Consider the following 19,979-nt stretch of genomic DNA (forward strand, 5'->3'; position numbering starts at 1 on the left):
TGATCTTAGGCGAATTATACTCATTTTAACTTAAAATGAAATGCGATATTTCTTCTTAATTGCTCATTTTATCGATTTATAATTCGCCTCAATGGATCGGCACGATTGGACAATGGCTTCAGACGGACTGAAACATGCTGTAACCCTCGTGATTCGATGATCGCGTATCTTCTTTTGAAGCAAAATAAATGGGGTTTGTCAGTGCCGCCATCGACAAGCCGTCGGCCAGATCGAGATTCCGCCAAATTTCAGCCCGCAAAAATCTCCTATGCATGGCGTTAACCATCAGTGTAACGCCTCCTTCCGAGTCAACAGAAGTTTCCTCCTCGAGACCGCGCTCGCTGTACAGACGGAATCAAATCATCCAGTTGAACGACCACCTCGTGATCGGCGTGCCCATAGGGCACTTCATCACCAATCCCGTATTCACCGCACTGAAGGGTGGCAAAAGGGCCATCTGGCGAATAAGTGATAACGACATGGCCTTCCGCAATACCGTTCAGCACGCCTTCCACCGTTTTTTCATCGGTCCAGACCCATACGCATGGCATCGCATGCTTCACATATGAGTCCGGTCGATGCACATCGCTTCCCCCTACGGCTACCAGACGTCTTCCGGTAACGAGCTGCTCCTGCCACCAAGAAAGCGCGCGTCTGTTGTGCTCTCTCCAAGGGCCGTTCCAAATTTCTACCCAATCGTAATCCACATCGAAATCCCATTCCCACGGGCAGTTATCGCAGTGCGTATGGTTGAGCACAATCTTAGCTCCCCGTTCGCGGGCGACTCGAAACTTCTCGTGCACATCGGATATTCCCGATACGCGAAAATCATCCATGGGGTTCGTCACGCCGAGAAAATTACTATGACCATAATTAGTCGTAAACTCCGTACCCGGTATCATCAGTACCGAGGTCCCGCGGGGATACGCAAGGTTTTGGCTGTTCGTATTGTGATCGGTCATGGCTATAAAATCGCAGCCCAAACTCTCCATCATGGCCGCATTCTCTTCGAGGGTATAAGTGCCGTCGCTATGAACGCTATGCGTGTGAAGATCTCCCTTCAGCCAGCGCGATGTCCTGAAGGTAAACTCGATTTCGATCGTGACCGTACAACCCTGAGCGGGAACCTTGTATGCGTTATGGAGAATAGCCCAATCTCCTGGGGCGAACCGTCCATGCAGGTATCCTGGAGTCGCTTGATTCAGACCGATGCTAAATTCATGACGTGCCCCTCCGCTCCAGCCTCTTACTCTCTCGGCGTCCCGGATCCCTAAATCAATGACGGCTTTTGCGGCTTCATCGCCGTGGGATTCCACCTGATAGCTCACGTGGATTTCTTCGACACGCTCCGGCATTTGAAACGGTACTTCGATGTACGTACTTTGTTCCGAATGCTCAATATATCGTTTGAAAGCTAATGTGTTCGTCCGCTCGATTCCTTTAGTCATACGACTGCCTCCTCAATTCTGCTTATTCTTTATTTGCGCCGACAAACATTCCTTTAACAAAATACTTTTGCACATACGGATAGATGATGATTAGCGGAAGAAGCGCAATGACGATCCCTGCCATTCTGACATTGGTCGTGATAAGAAAATTGCTCGAGGTCGAATCGGTATCGACAATGAGCGATTTCAACGCGATCTGCAGCGTATATTTGGACGAGTCATTTATATACAGGAGGGCTGGCGTGAATTGGTTCCAGCGGCTGACAAATTCAAACAGCGTAACTGTTGCCAGCCCTGCGCTCGCAAGCGGCAAGTACATCGTAAAGAAAATCCGAAGATCCCCGGCTCCGTCGATCCGCGCCGATTCCGACATCTCGTAAGGGACGCTCAAAAAGAAATTTCGCATGAGCATGACACTGAAGCCGGATACGAAGCCGGAAAGTATGAGTGAGGACAACGTGTTCAGGAGTCCTAAATCCTGATTCACAATATACAGCGGGATCATGATCGCCTCGCTCGGAATCATCATCGTTAACAGGATCGCGGATAACATCCACTTTTTTCCGGGAAGCCCTTTTTGAATCAGCACATAGCCTGCCATAGAACTTAGGAACACATGACCTACGGTACCGACAACGGTCACAATGACATTGTTCGTAAATGGCAAATAAAGCTTCATGCGGTTCCATACCGTGGAGAATCCCTCCAGGCTGAATTCCTTAGGCCACAGTACGATCCCGGGCTGCATGGAAGCAAAATTCGATGAAAATGCAAGCGCAAGCGTATTTAAAAAAGGGATTACCATGGTTGAAACGAGCAGGAGGAGGAACAGAATATTGACCGCATCAAACACACGGCCCGGCAAGCTGATTTTATTCGTTGGTTTCATATACCGACTCACCCTTCATCGTAGCGGATCACCGCTCTTGTTACGTACGTTAGCGCGAATGTTGCCATAATCACCAGGAAGCCGGCCGCCGTAGCAGGTCCAACGCTAAATTCCAATATCCCCTTTTGGTAGGTGTACATCATAATGACATCGACTTTATTGGCAATGGCGCCGTTACTCATCACGAATATTTGATCAAACAAACGCAGGATTCCCAAAACGTTCAACATAATGACCACTTTCATGGTGGAGCGAAGCATCGGAATCGTTACATATCGTATCCTTTGCCAGCGACTGGCTCCGTCCATGCTCGCAGCCTCATACAGCGATGGATTGATGTTTACGATGGCGGCCAGGTACATAATGCAGGTATACCCCATTTCCTTCCAGCCAGAAGTCAGGATCATGACGGAGCGGGCATAACGGTCCGAAGACAGGAACCCGACCGGCTGACCGCCAAAGAGCTGGATGATTTGGTTCACGATGCCCGTATCCGGAGACAGCAGTAGAATCCACATCCCGCCTACGACCACCCAAGAGAATAAATGAGGTAAATAGACGATCATCTGGGTCATTTTTTTGAACCAGGCGGAAGCCACTTCATTTAAGGAGAGCGCAAGAATCAGCGGCAACAAGAAGTTGATGATAAAACTTCCGGCGCCGATTACGATCGTATTCTGAAAAACTTCCCAAAAAGCCGGATCCTTTAGCACACTCAGATAGTTATCGATGCCGATGAACGGACGATCTCCGATAAGCCGATAATCTTGAATGCTGATAACAAGTCCTCGGGCAAGCGGATAAAAGGAAAAGATGAGGAAGTAGGCCAGGATAGGAAGCATCATAAAATATAGGGTTTTGTATTTGAATATGGCTTTCACGGAATTTCGCCCCCTTATTAAAAAAATAAAGGAGGGCGCGGCCGCCATCACCGCCCCTCCTCATGCTTTAATCGATAAGTCCGCCTGCTTTAAGCTTTTCTCGCATTTTCTTTACGGCGTCGGCAGCCGGCATTTCGCCCATGATCGCTTTGAAGGAATATTCATTGATAATCTTCTCGGCATTCGCCCAATTCGGAGGCGTTAATTCCAAGGAAGCGTATTGATCGACGAGATCCTGCGCTTCCTGGACGCCCGGCAGTTTACCGAAAGGCGGTTCGACGTTGCGGTTATACCAGAAAGGAACGCCATGGTCGGAAGCATGCTCTTTACCGGTTTGGGTCAGTTCGTATTTGCCGTTGTCAACCGTGTAATCCACATCCTTTATGCCTAAACTGCCCAGCGTGATACCTTCCTCGGAATGCCACCATTCAATGAATTCAAAGGCTGTTTTCGGATGCTCCGCATTGACGGGAATAACCCACACATCCGGATCGCCTCTGCGCAGCATGTGGTTGCCGTTTGCGTCGGCTGCACCAGGCAAGCCCTTTGCTTCGAATTTCGTATTCGGATCTTGTTCGTGGCGCGTATTGTTCAGCATGCCTACCCAAGCGTCCCAGTACGTAATCATGCCAACACGGTCGGTCAGGAACAGGTCTCGCATTTTACCGGTGTCATTCGTGGTAAAGTTCGGATCCAGAATGCCTTCCTCAAACAGCTTGTTCAGCCATTCATAAACCGGGATGGCCGCATCCGTAGAATATGGAACATCCAGCTTGCCGTCCGCCGTTTCCACATATCGTTGTTTCAAGCCCGCTGCGCTGAAGAAGCCCTGCAGTTCATACATGCCGGCCGTGCTGAGTCCGTACGTGTCTTTTTTGCCGTTTCCGTCCGGATCTTGTTCGGTAAACGCTTTGAGGACGTTATAATAATCGTCCAGCGTTGCAGGCTCCGGCAGGTTTAATTCGTCCAGCCAGTCCTTGCGAACGATCGGCATCGTTCCTCCCTGGTACTTGGTGAACACGCCATAGATCTGGCCATCCTTCGTCTTTACTTGTTCCCACTCATTCGCGGGAATGACGTTTGGATCCGACAGCACCTTGGAGTTGTTCACTTGATCGGTCAGCGGCGTAAGAATTCCTTGTTCAACGAAGGTGGACATCTTCTCTTTGCTGATTTGCAGCAGATCGAACTTTTCACCTGAGGCGATTGCTGCAAGCAGCTTCTGGTCATAGTCAGCAGCCGGCTTGTTCATCGTTACCTTGATGCCGGTTAGACGCTCGATTTCCTGCTCGAACTGCGTATTCTCTTCAGGCGTTTTGCCGCCGATGACCCCCGTCATGATTTTGAGGGTGCGTTCTTCTTTCGATGCAGCTTGCGATGCGGCATTGCTGCCCTCCTGATTACTGCTGCCTGGACTCGGGGAACAGCCCGCAAGCAGCCCACCGAACAGAGATACAGCCATGATCGCGATCATGAATTTGTTTCGTTTAACCAAGCTAACCACTCCTTATTCGTCATTAGGAAAGAACCTTGCAGGAATCCCTCACTACCAGCTGTGCGGGGATAATGATTTGCCTGTGGACACGTTTATCGCTTATTTTCTCGATCAACAGCTTGGCTGCTTCAGCTCCAAGCGTCTCTGCCGACAACTCCACGGATGTCAGCTTTGGATTCATATCTTGAGCTAAAATCGCATCATTGCTGAGGGCGATGACCGATAGCTGTTCCGGCACCTCAATATCCAGCTCCCTGGCTGCCCTCAGCACTCCAAGAGCTACTCTGTCCGTATCGGTAATGATTGCCGTATAATTCATGTTTCCATAGGTATTCATGATGGACATGTATCCGTATTCCGTACCGTTGGCATGCAGCCTGTGGTTGTAGTACATCACGTACTCTTCGCGCATCGGCAGACCGTACTGGCGATAAGCTTCCAATAAGCCATGTTTTCGATCATAGGACACGGTCATATCGGAGGCTGCATTCAGGAAGAGGATGGATTGATGTCCTCCTTGAAGCAAATAATCTCCTACCTGATGAGCCACTTTCGTGTTGTTATTATCCACGTAGCTGATCGAATCGTCATATGGATCCGACCGACCCACCAGCACAAGAGGTGTGCCCATCATCAGATACCGTTGGATGCGTAAATCATTCTTTCGCGGGTTTAGCAGAATGACGCCATCGACAGGATCTTGCGAATACATCGTAGGATCCTCCTGCTCGGGTAAAGTGTCGAGCACTAAGCGGTAGCCCTGCTTGGAGCATTCCTTGATGACACCGTTAATCAACTGAGTATCGAAGGCCGTCATCGTCCCATCAGGCGGGAGAGGGATCTTGAGGCCGATGCTCATCGTCCTCTTGATCGCGAGGCTTCGGGCCAGATGATTCGGGAAATATCCCAGCTCTTGGGCTACCTCTAGTACCCGCTCCGTCACTTGATGGCTGATCGGCCTTTTTTTGCTGAACACACTGGATACGGTCCCCTTGGATACACCAGCCCTCTTGGCAACGTCATCAATGGTAGCCATCTATGGTTGTTCCTTTCTCTAGCAAATTCTCATTGCCTGCCGGATCATTAAACCGGTTTAATAACCCTACGCCATTGATTGTAAAAAAGAATAATTTAATAGAATGCAGGTTTTTGTTAATTAAAAATTAAAATCTCTGCACCAGCTCGATGAAGGATGCTGCTCTCGTTTTTCCCGACAAACCAAAAAAAGTCGCCAACTAGGCGACTTAGTATACATGTAATTGATGAGACCCAACGCTATCGAGTGCGGGTTGAGCGTCATGATGAATACCCCAGCCATAACGCTTGCCCAAGGACGAGGTTCGGAATCAAGGCTGCCCTTTGGAGAAGAACTTCTCGCGTGCGGTTGCTCTTTCCTTCTTCGAGATTTGATTGCGCTCCGCAAACACTTCGAATAACAGACATCCTCTTGCGTGTATCGGTAAGGGTGATTCGACAGCATCTCATACTGAACTATCGGTATGGTCTTAGACAGGTCTTGAAGACCGTTGACTTTATTATGATAAGTTTCCTTATGTCCCGAAATTAATAACAGCCTCAATCTGTCCTACCGGAGAAATCGAGACTGTTATGTTCTATTGCGACTTTTCGTACCCGTTTGTTCTTTGGCATCATGCGCATGTTATGGTCCTTTAAGGACTTAGATCAGTAAAAAGAATCTGAATCTCACTCACCCGTATAATATCTAATCAAAGCCTGCGTGCCTTTATCCTCAAATCCCTTCTCTGCCAGCTGGCGGTACAGCGATTCGGCGAGGCATAAGCCCGGCGTAACCAAGTTCATTCCCTTAGCGGATTCCAGCGCAATTCCCATATCCTTGATGAAATGCTTGATATAGAATCCCGGCTCCAGATTCCCGGCAATCATGCGCGGAGCCAGATTGCTAAGCGACCAGCTGCCCGCCGCTCCGCTCTCGATGCTCTTGAGCACGGTTTCGGGATCAAGCCCGGCGCTCTCCGCATAGGCCAGCGCCTCGCAGACTCCTATCATGTTAGAGGCAATGGCGATCTGGTTGCACATCTTCGCATGCTGGCCAGCGCCGGCTTGTCCTTGATGAACGATATTGCTTCCCATCGTTGACAGCAGCGGCTGCACCGCCTTGAAGTCTCCCTCTTCCCCGCCGATCATAATGGACAGCCTCGCTTCACGTGCACCCACGTCACCGCCGGAGACCGGAGCATCGATAGCATGGAGCCCTTTCGACGAGGCGGCTTCATAAATGCGGCGGGCAAGCAGCGGACTGGACGTCGTCATATCGATCAGATATGCCCCTTCCCTGGCATGCGCCACCAGCCCTTCCGGCTCTAAATAGAGTTCCTCGACATCCTTCGGGTAGCCCACCATCGTAATGATTACGTCGCAGGCCTGCGCCAGCTTTGCCGGGGTATCGTGCCAAGCCGCGCCGTCCGACACCAGCCGTTCCGCCTTGGAGGCGGTTCGCGTGTAAACGTGCAGCGCGTAGCCGGCTTTCTGAATATGCCCTGCCATACTGTGGCCCATTACGCCCAAGCCGATAAACCCTACGGTCGTTTGTTTCGGTGCGATTGTCATTATGTGATCCTCTCCTTTTTCTGTATAAGCCTAAGCCTGTATAATTGGTTTTCCTATCTTACCGACAGTCGATACTGCCGCGGAGACATCTGCAGAAAACGCTGAAAGGCCCGGTTCAGGTTCCGTTCGGAATAACCGACGATTTCGGCAATCTCCATGACCGTGTAATCCGTGTCCTTGAGCAGCTGCTTCGCCTTCTGCACTTTGGAGTTCATGACGTATTCGACAAAGGATACGCCCATCTCCTTCTTGAACAGCCGGCTGAGGTACGACGGGCTCACCCCCACCAGCTCGGCACAGTCCGCCAGTGAATGAGCACCATCGGGATGACGGCTAATATGGCCGCATACCCGCTGAACGATCAGGCGGGTGGAGCGGGTACGCAGGTCATGACTTATTTCCTGGTATAGCGGGAACAGGGCGCCGATGAACCAGTCATGCATTTCGCGTGAGGTCTGGTTCTCCTTCAGTTGGTCGAACAGATTACCTCCCAGCAACTCCAGCACGCCGGGACCTTTCTCCTCCATCGACTGGACAATGGCCGAGAGCAGCACGTAATAGCTCTGGAAGGTCACGTTGTACGACTCCGACACCCGAATCCGCCGGGAAAATTCATGCAGCGACGCCTCAGCCTGCAGCAGATCCCCATTCCACAAATATTCGATCATCTCCGATTCGATGTCTTTCGGATACATGAACACGGGATTACGCTCGATACGGATCATGTCTTCATAGAACAGTACGGTATCCGCATCATGGAACAGACGATATTGCAGAGCAAGCTGCGCCTCCTTATAGGATTCTGCCGCCCGACTCAATGTTCCAGTATTGCCGATGCCGATGGACGCGGAAAAAGAAAGATAGCGCGCCAGCGACTGACTGACGGATTCCGCATAACATGCGAGGAGGCTGCGGAGCTCCTGGGAGGAAACCCCGGGCTCTCCCGGCCTCAGGAGCGCCACAGCTTCCCGGTCCTCCCGGTCCACCACGTAACCCTCCAACTGCCGGTTGTTTGCCAGCAGCTCGGACATGACGTTTTTGACCGCAAACACGATGACCGGGCCTTCGTTAGGCAAAAATCGCTTTTTTACCGGATTCTCGACTTTCACCACTATCGTGGCATATGGTCCGCTCATCGGAATCATGTGCTTCACGCAGCCCTCCTCCAGCGTGCCGGACCGCCACGAGCTTCCGGACAGCAGCAAACGCTGCAGGAACCGTTCCCGTAAATCGGGTTGAATTTTTCGAATGTAGCTGTTCAAGGATTCCGCCTGCTCGTTCAAGTAGCTAAGGGAGGAGCGGATGTACTCGATTTCATTCTCTTTGACGGAGCTATCCGCCCCGCTCCTGCCGTTTCTTCTCAAATGCTCCCCGTAACGAAGGAGCTGCTGGATCGGATTGTACGCTATTTTGGACGAGAACCAGGTGAGCAATACCGCGATCAGCATGAAGACGGACACCGACATGACGATCAGCACGCGGATCCACCTCAATTGCTCGATCATCTCCCGCTCCGGCATCCGGGACACATATAGACGGCCCATGGAGGTCTTGTAAAAGGCGACCAGTTCCTTGCCGTCCTCCCCGGTCAGCACGTCATGGCCGGACGTTTCCCCGCTCTCTACCAGAGATACCAAAATGGGGTCTTCTTCCGCGGCTTTGCCGATCTCGCTGCGTCCATCCGTATGCAGCAGGACCCGGTGATCGGAGTCCAGAATGGCCAGCGACTGCTCCTCCAGGGAAAGGGTATAGTTGTTCAAAAGGCTGCGAAGCGATTCCTCTTTCACTTGTATCAAGATGGTGCCTCTCGGTTGCCCCAGCACCATAACGGGAAGATGGCGGACGTAAGAGACGTATCCGTTCTCCGTCGACTTCGGGAGGTGCATCCACCTCGCTCCGCCTTCCCTCGCCACGGCTTGCTCGATATCTTCTTTTCCCTTGTACCCGTCCAGGTGGACCAGGCCATAGGAGTGCGACAGCAGCAGCCGGTGCCGAACATCGTAAAACAGGATGTCTTCGATCAGGTTATTCGTATTTTTGTGCAGCTGAAACAGCTTGAGCATATCCAATTGCTGCATGTAGTCCGTCTCATATTCGGGATTTTCCAGCGCGCTGCGAATCAGCGGACCGCTGGCAAGCTGAAGCGATTCATGCTCGATGCTTGTTATGATATTTTCGACGCGGTCCTTCAGCTGCATCAAGGACGCCATATTATTTTCCTGGAACTGGACCGTCAGCTTTTTCATGGAGAAATGGTAGTAGGCGCTTCCGGCTAGGATCACCGGAATTATAGCCGACAGGCATCCGAGCCAAATCAGACGCTTCAGATAGCGGTTCGCGGAGAACCAGCGGAGGAACGAGGTCTGAATATGCTGCCAAAGAGACTTCACGAATTTTCACCTCCGGTTCCCGCGGCAGGAACTGCCCTGCGGATCACTGTGCATCCGCAACTCTCTACGGATGATCCTACACCTGTTATACTTCGTCCTCCCGCTTCCTCTATCCTTCCCCAACAGCGGTAACGGTGGGATTCAGCGGGATCCGAATGCACTCCCAAACCTCCAGCCGCGGCAGGGTGAAGTTCAATACGTCGTTCACTGCGAATCCTTCTATACTGCCTCCGCCGATCAACATCTCCAGTTTAAAGCCGCTCCCTGTAGGCCATCTAGTCCCCGGTCTCAACCGGACCTCGATATTATGCAGAGGAATCGTCGCTGCAAGCGGCCTGCGGCCGGCTCCGTTCACGAAGTGGAGCAGCAGATCGCTGCCGCTTCGGAAGAGGGTCGCCTGCAGTCCAGGATACGGCGTTACCGACAGCTGCGGCTTCCCATCGAGCAAATGATCGATCGCGTTAGCCAGCAGCATCTCGTGTTCAGGCAGCTTGAATTCGCGAAGAAGCACACCCAGTGAGAACGTGAAATACATAGCGCGGCCGGCACCCCACGAATGCTCCAAAGCCAGCGGCAGATCGGTGCGGGAAACGGGCAGCGAAGCCCGCTCCGGCGGCGCTCCCACGCTTTCCGGTGGAGAAAACGGCGGCACCAGCGTCGCCAGTACCCGAACCGCTTCACTGTACGGCTGAACATAAGCGACATGGCCGCGGTGAGCGATCAGCGCGGTCCGTTCCATTCCCTGCTGCAGCGGATTGCCCTTCCCCCGCAGTTCCTCAAACCGCAAATACGAGGCCGTCAGGTATTCGCTTGCGAAGACTTCGGCCGAAATGCCGAGCAGATCATGGAGCGGCTTGACGCCGGCATCGGCGGCATCGGCGACAACGGAAGGAAGGGGACCTTCCGCAAGCAGCTGTCCGCCGCCATACACATAGCTACGCAAGTCATGGAGCAACAAAGGGGTGAATTCCGTTCCTTCAGGGGCCAACACCACCCGGTACCGGCTCAGATCCCAATCGTGCAGGCTCTGCGGGAGCAGTACGTCAAACGGGATTTGCCGGTTGATCAGCGTTTCGGCCCAGCTCTGCGCCTCGCCGCGCTCGTTCCAGAGCAGGGCGGTTTCCGCAGCCGATACGGCCCCGTCCATATAGGCATCCAGCTTGGCGGCATGATGATTCAGCTCGGCTACGGTTTTCAAAATCCGCTGGTCTTCGATCGTATCGGGTATGCCCGTGACGGAGTGCCAGATCTGACCGCCGTTGGCCGGAATTTGAGCCAGCCAGAAGCGGTATTCCGCTACCGGAAGGCCGGTATGACGCCAGTCCATGCCCGGGCAGGAATGCACGATGCCAAACGGAGCCGGCCTGCCGGGAACCGACCGCCCCACCTTGATGCTGAGCGCCGGCTTCCAGAATTCGGGGATCCGAGCATGGCCGAGCGAGAGTACGTCCTGCGGCTCCGTGCACAGCATGTCAGTGATCTGAACGCGCTTCGACAGATCGTCGCGGTGGAGGTTGTAGTATAGAATCATGGGCACCTCTGCCCTCTCCCGCTTGATCAGGTCATACATCGCTTCCATGTTGTCATCGAAGCATCTCGCCGCGAAATCCGGCTCCAGCTCCCGCGAGGAATCCGGCAATTCCTTGCCGTACTGCTCCGCGTATTTACGCCTGCATCGCTCGCATCGGCAGAACACATAACCGGGGTTGTTAAAAAAAATGCCATCGATCGGATACCGCGACAACGCTTCGCGGAGCACCGGAGCGGCGACATCCGCATTGCGGTAGCCGCCGTTGATGCAGGTGGACATCAAGAGCGGCCACGGTCCGGGCCGTTCAGCCCCGATGATCTCCGGGCGGCCGCCCTCCTTGCGGACGAACCATTCCGGCCTTCGGAGATACGCACTGTCACCCGCTTTGCTAAAGTCGAACCTGGCGATAAAGCGAAGGTCCTCACGGTGACAGGCTGTGATCAGCTCCCCGAGCAAATCGCGCCCCTCAGGGAGATATCCGTTCACGGTATGGTACGGAACCTGCGTGTCATACCAGGCATATATGCCGCCTGTATTGAAGACCATCGCATTCGCCCCCATCTCCTTCAGCTGCGCGGCAAGCCGTGGGGGGTCGATGCAGGCGGTATTCTGGACCTGCATATTGGGCTGGATGACGCGCAGCGGCTTGTGCCACCAGAAGCGTTCCTCATTAACCTTCGTCATTGCCTTACCTCCTTCTCATTTCAAACTGGCAACAAACGGTCGATTCACAAGGCGGAGACAGCCGGTTTGAACAGAGACTTCAACGATGCTGTCTCCTCCCGTTCTTCAACATATTCGCTCCAAAATGCGAGACCGTCCGAGCCGACTGTCCGTTACTCCCCGTTGAACTGCTTGTATGCTTCGGCCATTTGTTGGTACGCTTCCTGAATGTCCGGCTGGTTGTTCAGCTGATCAACGTATGCGCGGAACTCCTCCATTGGAATATGCCCGACAATCGCCTTTGTCACCATGGAAGCATATTCGTCGCTGTATTTAGGCCAGGTGCTGCGCCAGCCATCGGACGTGATGACGCGATAGTGGTCGATTTTTCCGATCTCGTCGTAATTTTCCACCTCTTTGATTTTGGCATCGTTAAAGGCTTTATCGCCGGAAGCGCTGATCACCTTGCCCCACTTGGCATAAGCCAGTACGCCCGCTCCCTTGCTCGTCGTATTGACTTCTTTGACCCCTTGTTCCGTCAGCACCTTCTGCCCGTCCTTTTCGGTGTAATGGACGCCTTCAATGCCGTAATAGGCAAAATCGGTCATTTCCTGGGACGCCGTCTGGTCGAAATATTTGAGCAGCTGCTTCACCTTCTCCTCAGGCACCTTCTTGGAGATGTAGAACCCGCCGGCTACGCCGGTTTCCAGACCGACCGCATAATCCCCTTTCGGTCCCTTCAAGGTCACGTTCAGGATTTTGGCATCCGGCTGACCGGACTTCTTCATCGCCTGCTCCCATTCATGATCCCACCAGATCGGACGGCCATAGGAAGCAGCTCGGTTCGTCTTGAAGAGCTCCTCCGCCTGGCTTTCCTTCATGACCGCATATTCCTTGGACATCAGGCCATCTTCGTACAGACCGCGCAGCCATTCCACCATCTCGACGTACTGAGGCGTAAGGGACGGACTCATCAGCCCTCCGTCATCGGTATAGCTCGGATTGTATACGCCGAAACCAGCCTGGAACGATGCGGGCGGGTTATTGATATATAGGAGACCTACCGTATCTTTCTTCCCGTTGCCGTCCAGATCGGCATCGACGATCTTCTTCAACGCTTCTTTATACTCGTCGAAATCGGTAGGGATCGGAATGTTCAGCTGCTTAAGCCAGTCCTCTCGTATTTTCAACCCGCCGTCGATCCTAGATCGGGACCGCGGCACCGCATAGATACTTCCCTCCACCGACAAATATTTCAGTGCATCTGGCGCAAGGTTACTTTTCAAGTTCGGATATTCGCTGAGATCCCCGAGGAAAGGGGTCAAATCCCAAAACGCGCCGTTCTGAATCGCCGTAATCAGCGTGGGACGGATCGGGTTCTGATAAGCCACGACCTCGGGCAAATCTCCGGAAGCGAGAAGTAAATCCAGCTTTGTGTCCAAATCGCCCGACGGCACCCATTCCACGTCCAGCTTGACGTTGGTACGGCGTTCCCATTCCTTCCAAAAATCATTATTCATGTCGGGGATTTCGTTATAGAGACCGGCAAACATTTTGATCGTCATCGGCTTGCCGCCCGTGTCTTCCGATTCCGGTCCCCCAGCCGTCTGCGGCTTCTCACCCGCCTGTTCGCCGCATCCGGCCAGCATGACGACAGTGATGAGGGCTGCGAGCCAGAACGTCCAGCATTTGTACGAGCTTCCCTTACTTGATGTAATTTTCATGTAAACCCCTCCTTATGGATGCTCATCATCCATCTATTGTTCTTGAAACAGAGTCCTGTCTCCTTCCCGTCTTTGCGGGAGGATAACGCTTTCAATCCAACCAGCCGCATATCCGATGCAGAGGGCATCCATGCGCCGTTTCCTTCATCAGCCTTTGATGGAACCCAGCATCACTCCTTTGGCAAAATGCTTTTGCAGAAACGGGTAGACAACCAGGATCGGTACCATCGCGAGTACGATTGAGGCCATCCGGATGGTCTCCTGCGGCACCACATTTTCGTCGCTTGCCCCGGCCTGGGCCACCGCCACCGAATTGGAATCGATGACCAGTGTTTTAATCAACAGCTGTAGCGTCCACTTGCTAGAATCCGATAAGTAAATCAAGGCGTTAAAATAGGCGTTCCAATGCCCGACCGCAAAGAACAGGGTGAAGGTGGCGATCGCCGGCATCGACAGCGGAATAATCATCCGCAAAAACACGCCCATATCCGAGCAGCCGTCCATCTTCGCGGAATCCTCCAATTCGGATGGAAGCGAATCCAGGAAGCTTTTGATAACGATCAAGCTCCAGGCGTTGGTCAGGCTCGGCCAGATCATCGACCAGTAAGAATTCAACAGGCCTAGTTCCTTGACCAGCAGATAGTTAGGCACGATGCCCGGACTGAACACCAACGTGAAGATGACGAGCCCCATTACCCAGCGGTTGCCAGGCATGGACCGTTTCGTCAGCGCGTAGGCCATCGTAAAGGACACGACGATGTTGAGCGCGGTACCGACGACCGTAATGAAAACGGTGCTCTTAAACGCATTCATAAAGCTATTGGTAGATAGAATGTACTTGTAGGACTCCAAGGACCACTGCTCGGGGAACAAATAAAATTTAAGCGGAACATAGACCTCGGGATCCGTAAAGGAAACGCTGAACACGTATAGAAACGGAAACAAGCATGCGACCGAGAACAAGGTGATTAGACTGTAGTTGACCCAATCCAACAAGCTTAGCCCTTTTTTTCGGATAACGAAGCTCACGCGGAATTCCCCCTTTCGTTTAGCATAATGGGTATACTGCAGACGCGGTGCAATCGGGTAATTGGAGGCTTAGTAAATCCCTTCATGGCCGAGCCGCTTTACGATTTTGTCGGCGGCCACGATCAGGACGAGCCCCACCAGCCCCTTGAACATGCCGACCGTCACCCCGATGCTTATCTTCCCTTGAAGAATGCCGTGTGTGTAGGAGTACGTATCGAACACCTCCGCCACCGAACGAACCAGCGGATTCATCATCAGCAAAATCTGCTCGAAGCCGGTGTCCGCCATGCTGCCCAGCCGAAGAATGAGCAAAATGATGATCGTTGGCCGGATGGCCGGAAGCGTGATATGCCAGATCTGTCGGAATCGGCCCGCCCCGTCTACGACGGCGGCTTCGTAGCGCTGGGGATCCACGCCCGCCATGGCCGCCAGGAAGATAATCGTTCCCCATCCGGCCTCCTTCCACATGCTTTGCGCCGTCAGCAGTCCCCAGAAGTAATTCGGATTGGACAGAAAGGAAACGGTATCCCTGCCGCTTTCGGCGATGAGTTTATTGATGATCCCCACGTCCGTCGACAACAGGAAGAACGTCATGCTGGCCACGACGACCCACGACAGGAAATGCGGCAGGTAAACTATGGACTGGTTCAGACGCTTGAAGCTCTCATGCCGGATTTCGTTCAGCATCAGGGCCAGCAGGATCGGCAGCGGAAAATGGAAGATCAGCGCAATCATATTGATCGCAAACGTGTTCCGCAGCATGATATAGAAGTTGGAGCTCGAGAACAGATCCGCAAAGTGCTTAAATCCCGCCCATTCGCTTCCAGCAAAGCCGAGAAACGGATTATAATCCTTAAAGGCCAGGAGCAGCCCCCACATCGGCGCGACTTTGAACAGCAAGAAGAAGAGCAGCCCGGGCAGCAGTAGCAAATAAATGACGCGGTGCTTGACGATGCGGGATGCGAGACTGCCCGGGCGAAGCGTTAGGCCCGGCTTCATGACCCCGCCCGCCCCTTGTCCGGCTCCTTGGGCAGGTTTAGCAGATTTAAGCTTTGGCATCGCGGGAGATCAGCTCCTTTCGATCGCCGACAGGCACGGCCTGAAGCCAAATCGCTTCATAACGGCCGAGTTGCGGCAGCGTCACCGCCACGCGATCTTGCGAGGTTTCCACCAGCGCATCGGAATCGGCACGGAGCAGCCTGCCCCTCGCTTCCGTGTTTCTTGGCAGCCGCCACTTTTGCGGCCAAGACCACGAAGCATTCGCTGCAGCGGTTTCGTCCACACGATCAACGGTCAGTTCCACCTGAACATCATATAACGGGAGCGGATTCATAAAGGTCGTCCCGTTATATCCGGAGAGATTCAGCAGCTGAACCAGGCATCCGCCCTCCTTCAAACGGTGAATGAACAACTCTAGACATGGAGGCGCGTTCGTAGTAGCAACCCGATTCGGCAAGATATCATGTAGCACGTCCGCCATTACCTGCCTGTAGTCCTCAAACCCGTGACGATAGTAGAGCTCGCCGGGATTCCAAGGCATATACACGCCGATTCGGACCGTTCCCTGCTTGCCGACCCGCCTGTGCAGCGCCAAACCGTAATCTGTTCCGGTGCGGTGGCCGTAAGCACGCTCCGGCGGCCCGAACGTGGACGGCTCGATGAATGGCAATCGGCACTCGGTCGTATCCGGGTCAAAGGCAACGCGGGCAAAGCTTCCTCCGGCGACGATCCAGTCCCTGCCATGGGCAAATCCGGGGAAATGTGACTTGTCCGAAACGTCCAGATAAGCGCCCGGCTCCGATTGTTTCACGCCGGTGAACGAGGCCGCGAACCATTCCTTAAGCAGCTCCGGCTGCCGCTCCAGCGCCGTTCCCGATGCGACCAGCACCGCGCCGGCATCCATCGCCCGATTCAGCGCTCGCGCCGCCGCCACCGACAATTCCTGAACGCCGGGAAGAATAATTGCTCGCATATGCATTAGTTTGGACTCCATGGCCACCAGTTGCTCTTCCATCACCACCTCGAAGAGGACGTGCTCTTCCTTTAACATTTTAAACATACCGTGATACTCCGCTGCCGCTTCGGGGGCCGCTGGCTTGACGAGCACCGCTTCAGCCATGGAGCCGAGCTGTCCGAACAGCTCCTCGTGCTCCGCATGGTATCGGAAAATATCCTTCACCGTTTCGAAGCTTGCCTGGTCCGGGTATCCTTCGAATGCCCCGATGATGCAGAAATCCAGCCCCGATCCGCTTCCGATGCTTTGATATAAACGGATTGCATTTTCATTCTCGGATACTCCTGTGAACCGGTAGGTCAGGTCGATGGCGTTAATGCTGCAGTTGCTGATCAGCTTGTCATCCCAGCTGTCTTGTATAGACGCGACATTCTCCGAGGCTGAATACAGCCAAGGCGGGCCGCTCCTTGTCAGCGACGTATTCGATTCCTTGCGGACGATATCGACCCGGTGCGGGTGATACGTGCTGATGGCCACATTGGGCCGGAGCGACTTCACGAATCCGTGGATGCGCTCCAGTACTTCCCTTGCCGTCCGTTCCTGGAAGGAACGGTACAGCTCGTGCATCGGATGTTTGGGCCCGGTATACGCCAGCAAATCTTCGCCGGTCACTTCTCGAAACCGCAAGCGGCAGTTTGGGCAATAGCAAGGCCCATAGAAATTTCCGCTGTAATCCCAATGCTGGTAGCCGAACATATTGAAGAATATCCCGTCCACCGGATAACGCTCCAACACTTCTTGAATGCTCTCCAGCGACTTCACCTGCTGGTATTCTCCATTCAGACACGTATGAACGATGCCGTGATAATTGACCTCCCGCCCTTGCCGGTCCCGGTAAAACCATTCCGGATACCGCAACCACAACGATTCGTGCGCTTTACTGAAATCGAACCGCGCAATAAATCGCAATCCGTTAGCATGGGCTTTTTCCACCGCTTCCCCCAAAAGGTCCTTGGTTAAATAAGGCGTTACATATTGATGCATAAGCGATGATGGATAAAACGCAAATATGCCCCCGGCATTCATCATGAGCACATTCGCTTGAAACGACTTGAGTTCCCGAATCAAAAGATCCACATCCATATTGGCGTCCGTCTCGCGAAGATTATTTTGAATCAATCGGAGACGGTTCGTTGACCACCATTTCATCAGCATTCCCTCCTTTGCTTATGGTGTACGTCTACCATAATGGTGCTGAAGGCAGCAGAACAGGGACAATTCTTGCATGAACACGTAAGGAAAAATATGTCCGATTCGCGCATGGGGCGTAATCCAACGCGAGTTCCCTTATACCTGACAGTGCCGCGAAGTAAGGAGCAGGAGCTTATTGGTCATTTCTTGTTTTGCAGGAAAACCGCAATAAATGTCCCGTTCCAACATTTTCTGTATGGCGTATTATGCTTGCATGATCGATCGAGTTTACGGTTAAACATCCAAACGCTGAGTATGTTTTTCCTTTATACTCGTAACGAAAAAAAACTCACCCTAGGGTGAGTTTTTTTTCAATCATGCGTGAATAGCCGAAATACGTCTCCGACTTCGATTACGCCAGGTTAATGCTTCGAATCGCTTCCATATTCACTTTCGGTTTGCGCTCGATCGTCAGCAAGCCGTTCACTTCCTGCTGAACGTCCGTAATTTGCGTATAGCAGAATCCGCTCACGTATGGCAAATTTTTAATCGCTTGCGTAATTCCTTCGTATCGCTTCAAAAATTCGTCCTCGTTACGAACTTGATTGCCGTAGCCCCAGCCCTCTTCGCTTGTAAAGGCGATGCCGCCGTATTCGCTGATGATCACAGGCTGGCCTCGATAGCCATACCCCTGCGCGAATGGATAACGATGCGTGTTATGCGCGAATTTATTGCCCAACAGCGCGTCTTTGTCCCGATATCGCTCTTCCAGCATAGCGCCTATCTCTTCATAATCGTGGAGTGTAATGATATCCGAAATCGTATGTTCCCAGCCGTCGTTCACGATGACCGGCCGCATCTGGTCGAATGCCTTGGTCAAATGATAGATCGACTCCGTAAATTGCTGCTGCTTGCGGTCGGTGGCGATGTCAGTTATCCCCCAGGACTCGTTGAACGGTACCCATGCAATGATGGAAGGATGATTGTAATGCTGTCGGACGACAGCCATCCATTCATTCGTGAATCGCTCAACCGCATCGTCCCCGAATTCGTAGGTTGACGGCATCTCCGACCATACCAGCAGCCCTTTGCGATCGCACCAATATAAGTACCGGGGATCCTCCAGCTTCTGATGCTTGCGCACACCGTTAAAGCCGAGGGCCAGCGTTTTGTCGATGTCTTCCAGCAGCGCTTCCTCCGATGGAGGCGTCAAATGCGTATCGTTCCAATAGCCCTGGTCCAGCAGCAGTCTCTGATAGATCGGCGTATGATTCAGTATGACCTGATCGCCTACGATCCGGATGCTCCGCATGCCGAAATAAGAATAGGCCGTGTCGACCGGCTTTCCGTTTTGCTTCAGAATCATCTCGACGTCGTATAAATTCGGATGGTTCGGATGCCACGGCTTGATCTTCCACTCGCCCACGGCCTCGTTAACAACGCTCACGTCAACTGCTACGGTGCCGCGCTCTACGCTCGTTTCCGTCGACCGGATCAGCTTACCGTCAAACCGGATGATGGTCTGCAGGGTCAATCCGTTGTAGTCCTCCCCAGCGTTACCCAGTTCGTAACAGAAGTTTGCCGACCCGCGTTCCAGCTCCGGCGTTATTTTTACCCGGTTGATATGAATCGGATTCACATACTCCATCCATACCGTCTGCCATATCCCTGTCGTCTGCACGTACCAGCAGCCGAAGTTGTCCTGCATCCACCGCTGCTTGCCTCGCGGTTGGGTACAGCTGTTGCTGTCCACGGCTCGAACGGTAATCCGGTTCTCCCGGCCGACCTCAACCGCTTCGGTAATGTCAAAGGAAAAGGCTGCGTATCCGCCCTCATGCGTGCCGACTTTGTGTCCGTTGACCCATAGGGTCGCCGAGTAATCGACCGCTTGAAAATGCAGCAGGATACGTTTGCCTGCTTCCTTGGCAGGTATGGCAACCATCCGCTCATACCATACGCAGGGATGGAATGATTCATCCGCAATGCCGCTTGCTTTCGTCTCGAACGCGAAGGGGACCGTAATTTTGCGGTCGGCTTCAAGACGGTCGTACCACTTGCCGCTCTCCCCTTCCCATGCATCGTCAAAACGGAAATCCCATTCCCCGTTCAGATTTTCCCAGTTTTCACGCACCAATTGCGGTCTGGGATAGTCTTTAATATATTTGTGCGAGCTAGACATTATGTTCCACTCTCCA

General features: G+C 53.1%; 15 protein-coding genes. All 15 read right to left on the reverse strand.

Annotation, left to right across the window (positions count from 1 at the left end; translation table 11 throughout):
* Positions 1-118 precede the first annotated feature (118 nt).
* Positions 119-286: a hypothetical protein gene (locus MKX98_RS18825; protein WP_339217779.1), complete on the reverse strand. Its 168-nt coding sequence runs from the start codon at positions 284-286 to the stop codon at positions 119-121.
* A gap of 22 nt (positions 287-308) precedes the next feature.
* Positions 309-1,448 (reverse strand): CehA/McbA family metallohydrolase, encoded by a 1,140-nt coding sequence (locus tag MKX98_RS18830; RefSeq protein WP_339217781.1) that lies wholly within the window; start codon positions 1,446-1,448, stop codon positions 309-311.
* A gap of 22 nt (positions 1,449-1,470) precedes the next feature.
* On the reverse strand, positions 1,471-2,337 hold the full coding sequence (locus MKX98_RS18835) for a carbohydrate ABC transporter permease (RefSeq protein WP_220684939.1): 867 nt from the start codon (positions 2,335-2,337) through the stop codon (positions 1,471-1,473).
* A gap of 8 nt (positions 2,338-2,345) precedes the next feature.
* On the reverse strand, positions 2,346-3,182 hold the full coding sequence (locus tag MKX98_RS18840; RefSeq protein ID WP_339217783.1) for an ABC transporter permease subunit: 837 nt from the start codon (positions 3,180-3,182) through the stop codon (positions 2,346-2,348).
* A gap of 103 nt (positions 3,183-3,285) precedes the next feature.
* Positions 3,286-4,713 (reverse strand): extracellular solute-binding protein, encoded by a 1,428-nt coding sequence (locus MKX98_RS18845; RefSeq protein WP_339217785.1) that lies wholly within the window; start codon positions 4,711-4,713, stop codon positions 3,286-3,288.
* A 22-nt stretch (positions 4,714-4,735) separates the two neighbouring features.
* On the reverse strand, positions 4,736-5,749 hold the full coding sequence (locus MKX98_RS18850; RefSeq protein ID WP_339217787.1) for a LacI family DNA-binding transcriptional regulator: 1,014 nt from the start codon (positions 5,747-5,749) through the stop codon (positions 4,736-4,738).
* A 310-nt stretch (positions 5,750-6,059) separates the two neighbouring features.
* Positions 6,060-6,140, reverse strand: coding sequence for a DUF6157 family protein (locus MKX98_RS18855; protein WP_339224521.1), 81 nt, complete (start codon positions 6,138-6,140; stop codon positions 6,060-6,062).
* A 277-nt stretch (positions 6,141-6,417) separates the two neighbouring features.
* Positions 6,418-7,302, reverse strand: a complete 885-nt coding sequence (locus MKX98_RS18860; RefSeq protein WP_220684935.1) for an NAD(P)-dependent oxidoreductase — start codon at positions 7,300-7,302, stop codon at positions 6,418-6,420.
* A gap of 53 nt (positions 7,303-7,355) precedes the next feature.
* A complete protein-coding gene (locus MKX98_RS18865; RefSeq protein WP_339217790.1) occupies positions 7,356-9,692 on the reverse strand; it encodes a helix-turn-helix domain-containing protein in 2,337 nt (778 codons plus the stop codon).
* A gap of 109 nt (positions 9,693-9,801) precedes the next feature.
* On the reverse strand, positions 9,802-11,907 hold the full coding sequence (locus MKX98_RS18870) for a hypothetical protein (RefSeq protein WP_339217791.1): 2,106 nt from the start codon (positions 11,905-11,907) through the stop codon (positions 9,802-9,804).
* Between the two features lie 152 nt (positions 11,908-12,059).
* Positions 12,060-13,610: an extracellular solute-binding protein gene (locus MKX98_RS18875; protein WP_339217792.1), complete on the reverse strand. Its 1,551-nt coding sequence runs from the start codon at positions 13,608-13,610 to the stop codon at positions 12,060-12,062.
* A 147-nt stretch (positions 13,611-13,757) separates the two neighbouring features.
* Positions 13,758-14,639, reverse strand: a complete 882-nt coding sequence (locus tag MKX98_RS18880) for a carbohydrate ABC transporter permease (RefSeq protein ID WP_339217793.1) — start codon at positions 14,637-14,639, stop codon at positions 13,758-13,760.
* Between the two features lie 69 nt (positions 14,640-14,708).
* Positions 14,709-15,698, reverse strand: coding sequence for an ABC transporter permease subunit (locus tag MKX98_RS18885; protein WP_339217794.1), 990 nt, complete (start codon positions 15,696-15,698; stop codon positions 14,709-14,711).
* Positions 15,685-17,802 (reverse strand): family 10 glycosylhydrolase, encoded by a 2,118-nt coding sequence (locus MKX98_RS18890; protein ID WP_339217795.1) that lies wholly within the window; start codon positions 17,800-17,802, stop codon positions 15,685-15,687. Before MKX98_RS18890 ends, MKX98_RS18885 begins: the two co-directional genes overlap by 14 nt.
* Before the next feature lie 394 nt (positions 17,803-18,196).
* Positions 18,197-19,963, reverse strand: a complete 1,767-nt coding sequence (locus MKX98_RS18895; RefSeq protein WP_339217796.1) for a sugar-binding domain-containing protein — start codon at positions 19,961-19,963, stop codon at positions 18,197-18,199.
* Positions 19,964-19,979 lie beyond the last annotated feature (16 nt).

The organism is Paenibacillus sp. FSL W7-1332 (assembly GCF_037969785.1).
Lineage (GTDB): Bacteria > Bacillota > Bacilli > Paenibacillales > Paenibacillaceae > Paenibacillus_AQ.

Bases quoted from the DNA above. Each gene is read 5' to 3' on its own strand.
- MKX98_RS18875 (WP_339217792.1), bottom strand. From the start codon at position 13,610: ATGAAAATTACATCAAGTAAGGGAAGCTCGTACAAATGCTGGACGTTC.
- MKX98_RS18885 (WP_339217794.1), bottom strand. From the start codon at position 15,698: ATGCCAAAGCTTAAATCTGCTAAACCTGCCCAAGGAGCCGGACAAGGG.
- MKX98_RS18830 (WP_339217781.1), bottom strand. From the start codon at position 1,448: ATGACTAAAGGAATCGAGCGGACGAACACATTAGCTTTCAAACGATAT.
- MKX98_RS18835 (WP_220684939.1), bottom strand. From the start codon at position 2,337: ATGAAACCAACGAATAAAATCAGCTTGCCGGGCCGTGTGTTTGATGCG.
- MKX98_RS18870 (WP_339217791.1), bottom strand. From the start codon at position 11,907: ATGACGAAGGTTAATGAGGAACGCTTCTGGTGGCACAAGCCGCTGCGC.
- MKX98_RS18890 (WP_339217795.1), bottom strand. From the start codon at position 17,802: ATGAAATGGTGGTCAACGAACCGTCTCCGATTGATTCAAAATAATCTT.
- MKX98_RS18825 (WP_339217779.1), bottom strand. From the start codon at position 286: ATGGTTAACGCCATGCATAGGAGATTTTTGCGGGCTGAAATTTGGCGG.
- MKX98_RS18840 (WP_339217783.1), bottom strand. From the start codon at position 3,182: ATGATGCTTCCTATCCTGGCCTACTTCCTCATCTTTTCCTTTTATCCG.
- MKX98_RS18895 (WP_339217796.1), bottom strand. From the start codon at position 19,963: ATGTCTAGCTCGCACAAATATATTAAAGACTATCCCAGACCGCAATTG.
- MKX98_RS18860 (WP_220684935.1), bottom strand. From the start codon at position 7,302: ATGACAATCGCACCGAAACAAACGACCGTAGGGTTTATCGGCTTGGGC.
- MKX98_RS18850 (WP_339217787.1), bottom strand. From the start codon at position 5,749: ATGGCTACCATTGATGACGTTGCCAAGAGGGCTGGTGTATCCAAGGGG.